Raw genomic sequence first — 13,425 nt, forward strand, 5'->3', positions numbered from 1 at the left:
ATATTGAGGTAAGAAAGCACCACACTGCATGAACGATACTGACAAATTGACTCACGATAGATAATTTTTTTGATTTTTATATATTTACCACAAATATAAATAGAACATGTGATCGTCGAATTATCTTATTTATTTTCAATGTATTATTCAATACCCTTCACAATAATCCTAGCAAATCATGTCAATAGCAAACGATTATTCATTCATGCATTGAATATAATTAACCTCTTGAATATATTTAAACAAAATACATCACGAATTAATATTTTACAAACTGTCACTTAATTGTTTATATTAGCCCCGCACAAAATAATATTGTGATCTATTGAAACATTTCTGTTTCATTCGCAAATTTCATGGAGTTTTAAAAAATGAGCAAGAAGCTTTTGGCCGTAGTTTTAGCAGGTATGTTCTTTTCTGCCGGTTCTGCAATGGCCGCAGATACTGACGGTGGTCAGCTCAACATCGGCGGTTATGTAACATCTGAAACTTGTAAGTTAAGTGTTAACGGCAATGACAAGAATGATTACAGCGTGATGTTGGCCACCATTGGCGCATCCAAAGTAGCGGGTTATGACTTAGATACAACGCCTAAAGGTGATGCAGCTCAGGGTGAAATCAAGGACATCCAGATTGAAGTTACCTGTGATACTTCCAATGCAGGTACCGCTGCTGGTACCAAATTGCCGATGAGTTTCTACTCTACATTTAACAACACTAACCGCGGCACGCTGAAAAATATGAGTTCAGGCAACGCTGCACAAGGTGTTGAAATCGCGCTGCACCACAAACTTGAGACAGGTAATGCATACAATACACAGGTGAAAGTTGATGGTTCAACCACCTATACCACAACGCTTGATAGCGACGGTAAAGGTGTCTGGCTGTATCAGGCTTCTTACGTAACTGATGGCTTAGGCACTACAGTTAAATCAGGTCAAGTTGAAACCAACACCACCTATACCATCGCTTACAACTAATTTCTGCGTTTTATGTCATTCAGCATCAGGGATACGTTCACATTCTGATGCATAAAACTCAATTCTAGTAATAAGTCACCCATATTCGGGCGTACTTAGTACGCCCATTATTGGACTAAATTGTTCAGGGAGGATATATGAGACTGTGTTCAAAAGTTATTATCAGCATTCTGGCAGGCGCAAGCGCATTATTTAGTTCACTGTCTCAAGCAGACATTGTCATTAATGGTACTCGCGTGGTTTATCGGGAAGGCGAAAAGAATGTCAATATGCGCCTGGATAATCGCGGCACCCGCCCGTTATTAGTCCAGTCCTGGCTAGACACCGGGGAAGATAATGCAGACCCGGCGTCAATCAAAGTGCCGTTTAACGCGACCCCTCCTGTTTCACGTATTGAGTCGAAACACGGTCAGACAATTACGATTACCTATACCGGGTCTCAGGCCTTACCGAAAGATAGAGAAAGTATCTTCTGGTTTAATGTGCTGGAAATCCCCCCCAAGCCTGATGCAAAAGATCTGGAAGATAAAAACCTGCTGCAAATGGCATTTCGTACACGTATTAAATTATTTTATCGTCCCAAAGATTTAGCGGGCGAACCGTTAAAAGCTGCAGAGTCACTGAAATGGCGCTGGGATGGTAATAAAGTTCGGGCAACGAATCCAACGCCTTACTACATCTCATTTTCGGCAGCAAATTTAAAAGTTGGTGGAAAAGAGTATGAAGTCACCACTGATATGCTGCCACCAAAATCTGAAGCCAGTTTTGCGATTAAAGGGCTGACATCGTCTGTCAGTGGAGCAAAACTGAACTACACCACCATCAATGATTATGGCAGCGGCGTAACAGGCACGGCCTCGTTATAAAGCATATCGAGTTACGGGTAAAACATATATTGTTTCACCCGTAATGGGTCCGTCCGGATAAAACCAGCATCAGATATTAAAAGAATAACTATGAAACATAAAAAACTAACGCGAGTTGCTGCCTGTTTGGCATACGTTTATTGTTCCATTTCTGGTGCTGCGGAATCTATTGAATATGATTCCAGTTTCTTAATGGGAACTTCTGCGGCGGGCATCGATCTGTCGCGTTATTCAGATGGTAACCCCGTACAACCGGGAAGTTATGACGTTAAAATTCGACTCAATGATAAAACCAACAGTACGATGACCATTGAGTTTATTGACACGGGCAAGAAATACGCCGAGGCATGTATTTCGCCTAAAATACTGGCGCGCTTACACGTAAAACAGCCGGAACTGGACGATGGCCAGGCCGTATTGCAAAAACGTGAAGACCGTGCGGATGATTGTCTGAATATGGCTGAAGCCATTCCACAATCAGCCATTAACTTTAATGTCGGCGATCTTATTTTAGATATTACTGTGCCGCAGGCATGGATACTGCCTAATTATGCTGGCTATGTTGATCCCTCTTTGTGGGAAGATGGCATAAATGCGGCAACGCTTTCTTATCGTTTAAATGCCTGGCGCAGTCATAACCAGGGCGAAACCACGGAGTCACTCTATTCTGCCATGAATGCCGGTATTAACCTGGGGAACTGGCATTTCCGCGCCAACGGTAACTACAACTGGCAAAAAGACGGCGACAGCGAATTTGAGTTCCAACACCGTTATTTGCAGCGCGATCTGCCCTTTATACGCTCGCAATTGATTGCCGGTGAAACCTATACCACCGGTGAAACCTTCGACTCGGTAGCGATTAAAGGTTTTCGTGTGTACAGCGACGACCGAATGTTACCGCCGAATATGTCAGGCTTTTCTCCGGTTATCCGTGGTATCGCCAGAACTAACGCCAAGGTCACCATTACCCAGGGAAATTATAAAATTTATGAAGATGTTGTTCCTGCGGGTGAATTCGTCATCGATAACATCATCCCTTCGGGATATGGTAACGATTTGATCGTGACCATCGAAGAAGCTGACGGCTCTAAACGGACCTTCTCACAGCCCTTCTCCTCAGTGACACAGATGTTGCGCCCTAGCGTAGGCCGTTGGGATTTCAGCGGCGGGCAGGTTGATGACGATAACCTGCGCGGCGACTATAACGTGGTTCAGGGAAGCTTCTATTACGGTCTGAATAACTATTTCACCGGATATACTGGTATTCAGGCAACGGACAGTCATTATATGGCTGTGCTTTTAGGCCTCGGGGTTAACACCACACTGGGTGCGTTCTCCGTTGATGTAACCCAGTCAAATGCCCAAATCGAAGGCGATGGCACGTATCAAGGCCAAAGCTACCGGATTTCATGGAACAAACTGTGGGGGCCGTCCAATACTTCATTAAACCTGGCGGCTTACCGTTATTCAACCAGTAGCTATCTGGGGCTGAATGATGCGTTAAATTTACAGGATGACGCAAAATACCGCGCAAATGATAAAGACCGCGATACCATCGGTAATTACTCTCGTCTGCGCAATCAGTTTACCGTGAATCTTAACCAGCCGCTGCTTTTTAACAACCAGGATTATGGTTCTATCTACACCAACGGAAGCTGGACTGATTACTGGAACGGCTCTGGTAGTCAAAGTAGCTACAGTATCGGCTACAGCAAAGGCCAAAGCTGGGGGTCATGGAGTCTGACATTACAGCGCTCATGGAATGAAGACGGCAAGAAAGACGACAGCTTATATGTGGGTATCAGTGTCCCGTTTGATACCTTGCTGGGTAAAGAGCGGCGACAGACTGCCTTTAACTCCCTGGATAGCCACTTAAGTACCGACTTTAACGGCAACCATTCCCTGAATACCAGTACCAGCGGAAGTAATGATTTATACAGTTATAGCCTCAACGCCAATTATGACATGAATAAACAAATGTCCGACCTGGCGGGTGTTGGGGGGTATTTAAGTTATCAGTCACCATGGGGAATGGTTGGTGGCTCTGTTTCTGCCGATAACGACAATAGCCGTCAAATATCATTAAGTACCAATGGTGGTTTTGTTCTTCACAGTGAAGGGCTGACGTTCAGTAACGACAACTTTAACGATTCCTCCACGATTATTCTGGTGAAAGCGCCGGGGGCGCATGGCGCGCGTATTAATGGCGGCGGTAATACCATCGATCGCTGGGGCTATGGCGCAACATCGTCGGCTTCCGCTTACCGCGAAAATAGCATCGGGCTGGATATTGCCGATTTGCAAAACGACGTGGAATTAAAGAGCACCAGTTTGAAAGCTATTCCTCGTAACGGCGCAGTGGTAGTGGCCTCGTTTGAAACCGATACCCGACGTTCAGCCATTGTTACTCTGCACCGTAGTGATAATAAACCTCTCCCTTTTGCCTCCGATGTTACAGATGAGAACGGTGTTCTATTAGGTAACGTAGGCCAGGGCAATCAGGCATTTATTCGTGGTATCGCCGAAAATGGCATATTACGGATTCAGTGGACGGATAATGGCAGTACACAGCCGCAGTACTGTACCGCGCATTATCGTATTTCTGAAGAACAACTGAAAACGCAGGGAACAGCTCCTGTTTTACTGGATAACGTACAGTGTACGGTATCTGTTGCCCCTTGACTCCGCAGATATGGAATAACCTAATGAGACGGAAATTAACTTATCTGGCTATGGCCGCTGTAATGTCAGCGACACCTGTGCTGGCGACAGATGTTTCGATTGATTTTGAGGCCACGATTACGGTCCCAACGTGCAATATGACGATTACAGGCGATGCGATCAGTGGTTTCGGTACGGCGACTGGCACAGAATTCACCCTGGAATTTGGTGATGTCAGCCTCTATGACATAGCAAAAAAACCAGCCAGGCAGAAAGGAACTTCTCCATTATTGCCAGTGATTGTGCAGGGAACCCTACAATCAAGACCCGACTTGGTATCGGTACAGGCTCAAAAACATCCTCCACGGACCAGAAATATCTGATGCCAATCGTCGGTTATCTGGGGATGGGAATCAAGCGTCAGGGCGCGGCTGAGAATGACCTTATAATCCCCACCGACGAATATAATAATCCAGGCACGCTGTTGACATGGACAGCAGACGATATCGCAAGTGGCCTGAAAATGACCGTACTTCTACGTGAAACCCGAGCCAATAGAGGGCGTATACCCGACGGAGGCGTCTTTACGGCGCAGGGTATTTTTAGTTTCACTTATGAATAATCACAGGGCCACATCATGAAAATGACCAATGTAGTGAGTTATATGTTCGGTGTGCTAGTCTGTGGCGCCGCATTATTTTCTTCCGCTCAGGCAGCAACGGAGAATCTGAGACTCACGGTAAACGCTAATATTTTATTAGGAACATGTAAGACCACCATCTTAGTCGATGGAAATAGCTCCGCCACAGTGGTGAACTTTAATAACTCAAGTGCCGTCGTTTACACTACCGATGTAAAAAACAAAACGGTATCAAAAGAGTTCAGCCTGTTATTCAGCGATTGCGCCGGTATCGGTATGGGTACAGGAGAAGGCACCTCGGGTCCAAGGCCCATGAAAGTCACCTTCACCAAAAGGGGAGAGACCAAATGTGAAAATAATGACAGTGGCTCCGCGTTTGCTAACATGCTCACCACCAATAAAGCCAACGCAGTGGTGGTCGAAATTCAGCAGAATGATGCGGTGAGTTATCCCGCGAAAAAAATCCTGAAATGTAATTCGCCGGAAGAAATATCCGTCAATGTTGTCAATGATCCCACCATCAATACGGAATATAAGCTGAAAGCCACGCTGAGAACAGACTCAGGTTCTCAGGATTCGGATTTAACCGCGGGGTTGTTCAAAGCGCAGGGTGTATTCGAAATTGAATACCAGTAACGACGGCGTGACACCATTTTTTGCGCGATTCCATTGCAAAAATAATACATTAAGGCAGACCAGGGGAGTGCAATGAATAAAACATTATTTACTGCGTTGGGGGCGAGTGTCATCTTGTTCTGCAACGGCGCCCAGGCTGTGGATGTTGATCTCACGGCCACCATCTCCCAGGGAACATGTTCTGTTGAGGTGAGCAATGGAGGGATTGTTAATCTACCGACTGTAGGTGCAAGCTACTTTGCCAATGGTATTACTGCCGAAACGGATTACGCCGGTGGGAGCGAGTTTACCGTTACCCTGCGAGCTTGCGATATTGATAATCCGCAAGCGCTGTCACAGTTACGTCTGGAATTTTTACCCAAAGAAGGGGTTTTTGCGCCTGGCTCAAAACAGATATTTCCTAATGAAGCCAGCGCCGCCGCAGCCAACGTTGGTATCGTCATATTTTCAGCGTCGAACAATAATATGTTTAACGTCTGGTCTGAAGCGGGAGTATCCCGCGCCATTTATCCCGTTACCATTGATACCCTAAACCATGTTTCATGGCCATTTTATACCCGAATGCAACGCATTAACGCCCTGCAACCCGTTGGCTCAGGCCAGGTAAGAACTAACGTGATTGTTGATGCCCACTACGAATAATAAGAGAAAAATACAGGATAAAACAAGCGATGAAATTTTCTACATTAGTAAAAATAATGGCGTTATTCGCCAGCCTTGTGGTTATTCTGCCAACACGGGCAGACTATGTCTGGTATGGAAAAGGTAATGGGACGGCGTCTAGTGATGATGTTGCAACCACGGTAGAGATGGTACCGTATAAAAACTCGTCAGCAGTCGCCATTGGCAGGGTTACGTCTTCGACACCTGTTGATACGATGGTTCAATATACCACCCACGTAACCAGCCCGGCAGGGAGTTTTCACTGCGGTAAGGGGCCTTCTGGCTCTGGTACCCGGCTTGACCATAATCTTCTGGCCAGTGGGAAAAGTGTGGATAGCCATACACTCTTCGCTACCGATAAACCCGGAATTTATTATACCGTTCAAATCAGCAATCTAAATAGCGCAGATTATACTTTCTCTCCCATAACTTTTTATTTAGATGATACGGGACGTGATATCGGTGGAACGTTGGATAACTGTAAAGAAAATATGGGGGCAATCTATTTCGATATCACTATTCGTTATTATGTAGACTCTACCTATAACAGCATAAATAATGCGTTATACTGGAGCGCTTACGAAGTGAATTTTGCGATTGCTCATCCATGGGGGGGGGGAACTACACAAGGTCCGGCAATTGGCTTGCAAGCCAAAGCAGGTCTTTATGGGCAAAATAGATATCTTATTTTTCGACTTGCCGCAAATACACTCTATGTCTCCGGCCCTACGTGTTACTACACCACAGTCACAGGCGAAAGCGCAACAGGCAATAAAACATTTTGGCTAGATGGAAGTTACCAAAACACCGTTAACATGGGTAACTACACCTCTGTGCAGATCACCAATGGAAACACAACGGAGATCCCCTTTGCTATTCAACTGGATTCCTGTGCATCCGTTCAGACAGTAAAAGTGGCATTAACATCAAACACAACAGGCATTAACGATGCCTCATTATTAGGTAATTTGAGGACAACCCGACAAGATGAATATATGGGCGTCGGGGTGAAAATTCGCTATCTGGGTGCCAACCCTGGTGGTAGCGGCACGGTGATGGTCCCAAATAGCGGTGTCTCCTATGATTTAAAAGCTCCGGATATGGACATTACTTATCATATAATCGATGTAAGCTCCACACCCTCCGGAGTCTCAGGAGCAACCAATACTTTAAACTTTACTGCACAATTGGTTCGAGATGGTAAGGCAGAAGTAAAAGGTGGCGAGGTTGTAGCAACGGGCGTATTCTCTATTACCTACAATTAACCTCTCATCATAAATTAATAAAGATGCTGCCAGATTATTTAATTTGGCAGCATCTTTTAATTTCCAGAGACTAAATGCGTTAATGTTAGCTTCAGAATAAGTGATGTATTATGTTGTTGATTTTAATACAAAGGTATTGGTTCAGAGAGTGTGAGTCAAGGAGATAGCATGAAAAATATAGTAACATTCTTCCTCTTATTTATTTACAGTAATATCTCATTGGCAACCATAACTTTATGGTGGGGACCGGAAGTGATACATCGATAAATGGTAATGGTAATGGTAAAAACAGCAGCGTGCGCAGCTTTTCTAAGCAGAGTCTTGTTTTTTATAAACCTAATGGTCTACAGTCTGCTAAAATCAATGTTACCGCCCAGACAAACACCGCAGAGGAGAACAGCACAGGGTCTGTTTATTGCCATAATGGCGGCTCTGGCAACAGTATTTCAGCCGAAACATCAGCCGTTCCTGACGATAATGGCCGGTCCGTTGATGGTCATGTATTATTTAAAACAAATATCGATGGCCTATATTATACCATTCAATTAAAAAATATATGGACAGCCTATGCCAGTGCACAAGAAGAAAGCATCTATCTTAACAACAGCATGGGTAACGCTGGCAATCCATCTATACTCTAAATAATTCGAGTTGCAGGAAGGCGACAAGTGAGTGAGTCCCCAGGAGCTTACATAAGTAAGTGACTGGGGTGAGCGAACGCAGACGCAGCACATGCAACTTGAAGTATGACGAGTATAAATTCAATATGAAAATAACAAACTCAGATCAGCAACATAACTGTGACATTGCAACCGGGTCCATTTTCTATAAAATGGGTGGTCTCAATTATACGGTTTCTCTGGATTTTTATATTGATGATAAATTTAAACCATTAAATAACTTAGAGGTAACCCTACCTTCACGTAATGCTGATTATTTCTTCCATTTTCAGAACTATAATACAGGTCTAACTCCAAATTATTATATCAATTCCAAATTTGCCTTCTCCGGCGTAAAAATCACACTGCCGACATGTCATACAGCAACGGTATCCGGTGATGGTAATTCAGTTACCAAACCAGACTCAACCTATATTGTTAATATGGGAACATATTCTGCCGGGAAAATTAAAAATGGAGCAACCCCAATACCTTTTACCATTAATTTATCGGACTGTATTCGCATCGAAGGTATTGAGGTAAAAGTGACCTCTGCTACGGTAGGCAAAAATGACAAAACATTATTAGCCAATACGCTTTCAGGATCTTCTGGTGTCGCATCCGGCGTTGGTGTCCGCATTGAAGCATTGCCCATCAACGGAGGTTCAGCAAAAGTACTGGAACCTAACAATGCAACGTCTGTTTTTAATGTTAGTGAGACTGAGATAGATCAAACCGATCCGTTAGCGGTTAATGGCGGCATCTATAATCCAGACAATAAAGATATTGTTGGTACCACTGAAGCGTTAAATTTCCAGGCAACCCTGATGCAAGATGGCAATGACACCATTACCGCAGGGCAATTTAAAGCCAGCAGCATATTTCAGATAACGTACCCTTAAGCGAGTGTTGGCGGCAATGGGTAACAGATTTATCTTCAGTGAGTGGTTTCTGTTAGCATAGGGAAATTCTCAAGTCGGAGACCACAAATGAAACCCACCACTATCGCCTTGTTGCAAAAATGTAAGCGGGAAAAACAACGCTTCGCTACCATCACTGCCTACGACTACAGCTTTGCAAAGCTGTTTGCCGATGAAGGGCTGAACGTCATGTTGGTTGGTGATTCGCTGGGCATGACGGTACAAGGGCACGACTCCACGCTGCCCGTTACCGTTGAAGATATCGCCTATCACACCGCCGCCGTGCGTCGCGGTGCGCCAAACGCCCTGTTGCTGGCTGACCTGCCATTTATGGCGTATGCCACACCAGAACAAGCCTTTGAAAACGCCGCGACTGTCATGCGTGCCGGGGCCAATATGGTCAAAATCGAAGGCGGTGAGTGGCTGGTAGAAACTGTACAAATGCTGACCGAACGTGCCGTTCCTGTTTGTGGTCATTTAGGCCTAACCCCACAGTCGGTGAATATTTTCGGCGGCTACAAAGTACAAGGGCGTGGCGATGAAGCGGGCGATCGACTGCTCAGCGATGCATTAGCCTTAGAAGCTGCCGGGGCACAACTGCTGGTACTGGAGTGCGTGCCGGTTGAACTGGCAAAACGCATTACCGAAGCACTGGCGATCCCGGTTATCGGTATTGGCGCAGGCAACGTCACTGACGGGCAAATTCTGGTGATGCACGATGCGTTCGGTATTACCGGCGGCCACATTCCTAAATTCGCTAAAAATTTCCTCGCCGAAACGGGCGACATCCGCGCGGCGGTGCGGCAGTATATAGCTGAAGTGGAGTCCGGCGTTTACCCGGGCGAAGAGCACAGTTTCCATTAAGGAGTGACGTTGTGTTAATAATCGAAACCCTGCCGCTGCTACGTCAGCAAATTCGCCGCCTGCGTATGGAAGGCAAGCGCGTGGCGCTGGTGCCTACTATGGGTAACCTGCACGATGGTCATATGAAACTGGTCGATGAAGCCAAAGCCCGCGCCGATGTGGTCGTCGTCAGTATTTTCGTTAACCCGATGCAGTTTGACCGCCCGGAAGATCTGGCTCGCTATCCACGCACCTTGCAGGAAGACTGCGAGAAGCTGAACAAACGTAAAGTGGATCTGGTTTTCGCTCCCTCGGTAAAAGAGATCTACCCGAACGGTACAGAAACCCATACTTACGTTGACGTTCCAGGGCTTTCGACCATGCTTGAAGGCGCCAGCCGTCCGGGGCATTTTCGTGGCGTGTCGACTATCGTCAGCAAGTTGTTCAACCTGGTCCAGCCGGACATCGCCTGCTTCGGTGAAAAAGATTTTCAGCAACTGGCGCTGATCCGCAAAATGGTTGCCGATATGGGCTTCGATATTGAGATTGTTGGCGTACCGATTATGCGCGCCAAAGATGGCCTTGCGCTCAGTTCCCGTAATGGTTATCTGACGGCAGAACAGCGCAAAATTGCGCCCGGTCTGTACAAAGTTTTAAGTTCGATTGCCGACAAATTGCAGGCTGGAGAGCAGGATCTCGATGAAATTATTGCCATTGCAGGGCAAGAACTGAATGAAAAAGGCTTCCGCGCCGATGATATTCAGATTCGCGATGCCGACACATTGCTGGAAGTCTCTGAACACAGCAAACGGGCAGTGATTCTAATCGCCGCCTGGCTTGGCGATGCTCGCCTGATCGACAACCAAATGGTCGAACTGGCGTAATACTTAACTGGCGCTACGGCTGATGGCGCCAGTTTTGATTGCCACGTCATCTGTAAGCGATTATTCATAACGCAGACAACTTAGTTAGAGTTAATGAGCTTATCAATCTCTGTAAGAGGTAAATTTGCCATCTCTGCAACGTCTTCCCGAGACATCCCTTTACGCAGAAAACGCAGGGCGAATTCCTGCCTTTCCTCCTGTCTTCCCTTCTCAATTCCCTTCTCTTCAAACCACTGCGCCAGCGTCATCATAGACTCCCCTCCCATTTCCCTGTCTCTCAGCACACCGTAAAACAAATCCGCTTGTTCAGTATGACCGCGTTGCAGCATATAGTTTTGCATGGCAACTAGCTGACTTCCGCTAGTGTACCCTTCGTCAATCAGCGTGACCAGTTGCTCCAGCAATAACATTAAGTCGCGCTGGCGAATATGTTTTTGCAGTAGTTCGAGAATCGCAATCCGCCGATGTTGCATGATTTCGTCATCCGGTGTGATAGTGATATCCACCAGCGGGAAAGGGTTGTTATAGACGCGTCGCGCCAGCTCCGGTGAGTAAAACATATCAAACCAGCACATTGAGAGTGGATAAGGTGTGGCCTCGCCCTGATAAAACAGAATCGGCACCACCAACGGCAGCTTATCGTGGTCTGCTTCCAGATGCCGATGCATGGCAGCAATAGAATAACGCATCATACGAAAGGCCATTTTCTTATCCGGCTTGCTTTGGTGTTCAATCACAACATGCAGATAACCGGGATTGCCCTGCATCTGCACGGAATAGAGCACGTCCGTGCTGTGTCCTTTCAGGCTCTCTTCGATAAAACTCCCTGACTCAAGATGCAACGTGTCGAGGTCACAAAGTTCGCGTAATTCTACTGGCAAATGTATCTCCAGAAAGTCGCGAGCCGTCTCCGCATGCATTAAAAATTGTTTAAATACCGCATCATGCGGTGTGGTACTCGGTGCGTCCATCTTCCCTGCCTTCCATGTTGCCCTGTATGAAGGAAGTATCCGGCTAATATGCGCTGTCGTCTGCTGCCTCTTTGTTGTTTACCGAGCCGCGTTCAGAGAAATTTCAATCAGTTACAAGCATTGCATGGCACACTTCGGCGCGGTACGCAAACTGCTGGTGCAAATGCCATCAGATCAGTAGACACTTATCAAAAATCGGGCAATACTGCGTGAGAATTTCCTCAAAGCAGGCATCGCCTGCTTCGTTAACGACAGGATAGAAAGGTAGAAGTTATGATTCGCACGATGCTGCAGGGCAAACTCCACCGCGTGAAAGTGACTCATGCGGACCTGCACTATGAAGGTTCTTGCGCCATTGACCAGGATTTTCTTGACGCAGCCGGTATTCTTGAAAACGAAGCCATTGATATCTGGAATGTCACCAACGGCAAGCGTTTCTCCACCTATGCCATCGCGGCAGAGCGCGGTTCGAGAATTATTTCCGTTAATGGTGCGGCGGCCCACTGCGCCAGCGTCGGCGATATTGTCATCATCGCCAGCTTCGTCACCATGCCTGATGAAGAAGCTCGCACCTGGCGGCCCAATGTCGCCTATTTTGAAGGCGACAATGAAATGAAACGCACCGCGAAAGCGATTCCAGTACAGGTTTCCTGATTATTATCTCTGCGGCTGGTTACTTACCAGCCGCGACATCGTCTCCAGCGAATCCGTTCTTAAGATATAAAGCCGTTTTATTAAGTTCTGATTACTCAACGGCTTGTTAAGGTCCCCCAAATCGTCTTCAACTTTTTGTCGCCAATTTGCGCCCAGACCGCAGCATTTTCGATGGTTTGCATATAACGAGCAGGTAACGCGGCACTGACACTTGCAGTAAACAGCATCAGCTGGAGAATAACAGCTTGTTTGTACATGAAAAAATAACCAGGGGGGAAACAACGCTTTTATTGTAGCAAAAGCGCCATCAGAATCTCGGGTTAATACTCATACAAATTATGTTTGAGGACGAAAGGTGGATTTTTTTGTTGTTGGTGCCATAGACTACTAACCTCTGGCGCGCCCAGTTCGACAATTCGCTCACGAAACTCTGCGCTGGATAACGTTTCACGGTAGTCCAGCATCTGCTCAATTAACGATAACGTGACACCAGAAATCACTTCACAGCGGGAATGTTTATGGCTTAATAGAGAAGCCACGCGGTAGGGCGACGCTCCGGCAATATCAGTTAAAAAGATCACCCCATCGCCAGAGTCCGTTTCATGCAGGGCATCGCACATCATGCGGCTAAGCATATTAGAACTCAAACCGCGCCAGAAATTCACGGCCCGGCACTGAAGAAGCGCCCCGTGTTTTTTCTCCAGCGAATCCAGTATCTCTTGCGCACGATCATCGTGACAGGTAATTACCCAACCTAACATCGCCTTCCTCCTTAGCCGAAAA

Annotated in this window: 15 protein-coding genes and 2 pseudogenes; 13 read left to right on the forward strand and 4 right to left on the reverse strand. The window is 46.3% G+C overall.

All coding sequences use genetic code 11. The features are described from left to right. The first annotated feature begins 371 nt into the window (after positions 1-371). The 12 genes from A7090_RS04825 to panC all read left to right on the forward strand — a co-directional run bounded on the left by A7090_RS04825 (position 372) and on the right by panC (position 11,017). Positions 372-980: a fimbrial protein gene (locus A7090_RS04825; RefSeq protein WP_105273209.1), complete on the forward strand. Its 609-nt coding sequence runs from the start codon at positions 372-374 to the stop codon at positions 978-980. A 137-nt stretch (positions 981-1,117) separates the two neighbouring features. Further along, positions 1,118-1,846, forward strand: a complete 729-nt coding sequence (locus tag A7090_RS04830; protein WP_105273210.1) for a fimbrial chaperone — start codon at positions 1,118-1,120, stop codon at positions 1,844-1,846. 90 nt (positions 1,847-1,936) lie between these two features. After that, positions 1,937-4,528, forward strand: a complete 2,592-nt coding sequence (locus A7090_RS04835; RefSeq protein ID WP_105273211.1) for an outer membrane usher protein — start codon at positions 1,937-1,939, stop codon at positions 4,526-4,528. A gap of 23 nt (positions 4,529-4,551) precedes the next feature. Then, the gene (locus A7090_RS04840) at positions 4,552-4,890 is read left to right on the forward strand and encodes a hypothetical protein (RefSeq protein ID WP_105273212.1); all 339 of its coding nucleotides are present in this window, start codon (positions 4,552-4,554) and stop codon (positions 4,888-4,890) included. Continuing rightward, positions 4,890-5,129 (forward strand): hypothetical protein, encoded by a 240-nt coding sequence (locus A7090_RS04845; RefSeq protein ID WP_105273213.1) that lies wholly within the window; start codon positions 4,890-4,892, stop codon positions 5,127-5,129. Before A7090_RS04840 ends, A7090_RS04845 begins: the two co-directional genes overlap by 1 nt. Positions 5,130-5,144: 15 nt before the next feature. Then, entirely contained in the window at positions 5,145-5,783 is a 639-nt protein-coding gene (locus A7090_RS04850) for a hypothetical protein (RefSeq protein WP_105273214.1), read from the forward strand. 72 nt (positions 5,784-5,855) lie between these two features. Further along, positions 5,856-6,425 (forward strand): fimbrial-like protein, encoded by a 570-nt coding sequence (locus tag A7090_RS04855; RefSeq protein WP_105273215.1) that lies wholly within the window; start codon positions 5,856-5,858, stop codon positions 6,423-6,425. 29 nt (positions 6,426-6,454) lie between these two features. Next, positions 6,455-7,711 (forward strand): fimbrial protein, encoded by a 1,257-nt coding sequence (locus A7090_RS04860; RefSeq protein ID WP_105273216.1) that lies wholly within the window; start codon positions 6,455-6,457, stop codon positions 7,709-7,711. A 236-nt stretch (positions 7,712-7,947) separates the two neighbouring features. Continuing rightward, positions 7,948-8,352 (forward strand): hypothetical protein, encoded by a 405-nt coding sequence (locus A7090_RS04865; protein WP_157941440.1) that lies wholly within the window; start codon positions 7,948-7,950, stop codon positions 8,350-8,352. Positions 8,353-8,477: 125 nt separating this feature from the next. Continuing rightward, the gene (locus tag A7090_RS04875; RefSeq protein ID WP_105273219.1) at positions 8,478-9,272 is read left to right on the forward strand and encodes a fimbrial protein; all 795 of its coding nucleotides are present in this window, start codon (positions 8,478-8,480) and stop codon (positions 9,270-9,272) included. A gap of 87 nt (positions 9,273-9,359) precedes the next feature. Next, the gene (gene panB, locus A7090_RS04880; protein ID WP_105273220.1) at positions 9,360-10,154 is read left to right on the forward strand and encodes a 3-methyl-2-oxobutanoate hydroxymethyltransferase; all 795 of its coding nucleotides are present in this window, start codon (positions 9,360-9,362) and stop codon (positions 10,152-10,154) included. A gap of 11 nt (positions 10,155-10,165) precedes the next feature. Continuing rightward, positions 10,166-11,017: a pantoate--beta-alanine ligase gene (panC, locus tag A7090_RS04885; RefSeq protein WP_105273221.1), complete on the forward strand. Its 852-nt coding sequence runs from the start codon at positions 10,166-10,168 to the stop codon at positions 11,015-11,017. Positions 11,018-11,097: 80 nt separating this feature from the next. On the opposite strand, the gene rpnC is transcribed toward panC, so the two are convergent. Then, entirely contained in the window at positions 11,098-11,988 is an 891-nt protein-coding gene (rpnC, locus tag A7090_RS04890; RefSeq protein WP_105273222.1) for a recombination-promoting nuclease RpnC, read from the reverse strand. 273 nt (positions 11,989-12,261) lie between these two features. Between rpnC and panD the strand changes: the two genes are divergently transcribed. After that, positions 12,262-12,642 carry an aspartate 1-decarboxylase gene (gene panD / locus A7090_RS04900; protein WP_105273224.1) on the forward strand — a complete coding sequence of 127 codons (381 nt, stop codon included), beginning with the start codon at positions 12,262-12,264 and terminating at the stop codon, positions 12,640-12,642. Between the two features lie 3 nt (positions 12,643-12,645). On the opposite strand, the pseudogene A7090_RS26420 reads toward panD, so the two are convergent. The 3 genes and pseudogenes from A7090_RS26420 to A7090_RS04910 form a co-directional block, all read right to left on the reverse strand. Then, positions 12,646-12,729: pseudogene (locus A7090_RS26420) on the reverse strand (hypothetical protein); the annotation flags it as partial. Next, a pseudogene (locus tag A7090_RS04905) lies at positions 12,721-12,899 on the reverse strand (polysaccharide deacetylase family protein); the annotation flags it as partial. The pseudogenes A7090_RS04905 and A7090_RS26420, both read right to left, overlap by 9 nt. Before the next feature lie 63 nt (positions 12,900-12,962). Further along, the gene (locus A7090_RS04910) at positions 12,963-13,403 is read right to left on the reverse strand and encodes a PTS sugar transporter subunit IIA (protein WP_105273225.1); all 441 of its coding nucleotides are present in this window, start codon (positions 13,401-13,403) and stop codon (positions 12,963-12,965) included. Positions 13,404-13,425: the final 22 nt, after the last annotated feature.

This window comes from Escherichia sp. MOD1-EC7003, assembly GCF_002965065.1.
Taxonomy (GTDB): Bacteria; Pseudomonadota; Gammaproteobacteria; order Enterobacterales; family Enterobacteriaceae; genus Escherichia.

Coding starts and splice junctions, on each gene's coding strand:
- A7090_RS04825 (WP_105273209.1), top strand. CDS start 372: ATGAGCAAGAAGCTTTTGGCCGTAGTTTTAGCAGGTATGTTCTTTTCT.
- A7090_RS04830 (WP_105273210.1), top strand. CDS start 1,118: ATGAGACTGTGTTCAAAAGTTATTATCAGCATTCTGGCAGGCGCAAGC.
- A7090_RS04835 (WP_105273211.1), top strand. CDS start 1,937: ATGAAACATAAAAAACTAACGCGAGTTGCTGCCTGTTTGGCATACGTT.
- A7090_RS04840 (WP_105273212.1), top strand. CDS start 4,552: ATGAGACGGAAATTAACTTATCTGGCTATGGCCGCTGTAATGTCAGCG.
- A7090_RS04845 (WP_105273213.1), top strand. CDS start 4,890: ATGCCAATCGTCGGTTATCTGGGGATGGGAATCAAGCGTCAGGGCGCG.
- A7090_RS04850 (WP_105273214.1), top strand. CDS start 5,145: ATGAAAATGACCAATGTAGTGAGTTATATGTTCGGTGTGCTAGTCTGT.
- A7090_RS04855 (WP_105273215.1), top strand. CDS start 5,856: ATGAATAAAACATTATTTACTGCGTTGGGGGCGAGTGTCATCTTGTTC.
- A7090_RS04860 (WP_105273216.1), top strand. CDS start 6,455: ATGAAATTTTCTACATTAGTAAAAATAATGGCGTTATTCGCCAGCCTT.
- A7090_RS04865 (WP_157941440.1), top strand. CDS start 7,948: ATGGTGGGGACCGGAAGTGATACATCGATAAATGGTAATGGTAATGGT.
- A7090_RS04875 (WP_105273219.1), top strand. CDS start 8,478: ATGAAAATAACAAACTCAGATCAGCAACATAACTGTGACATTGCAACC.
- panB (WP_105273220.1), top strand. CDS start 9,360: ATGAAACCCACCACTATCGCCTTGTTGCAAAAATGTAAGCGGGAAAAA.
- rpnC (WP_105273222.1), bottom strand. CDS start 11,988: ATGGACGCACCGAGTACCACACCGCATGATGCGGTATTTAAACAATTT.
- panD (WP_105273224.1), top strand. CDS start 12,262: ATGATTCGCACGATGCTGCAGGGCAAACTCCACCGCGTGAAAGTGACT.
- A7090_RS04910 (WP_105273225.1), bottom strand. CDS start 13,403: ATGTTAGGTTGGGTAATTACCTGTCACGATGATCGTGCGCAAGAGATA.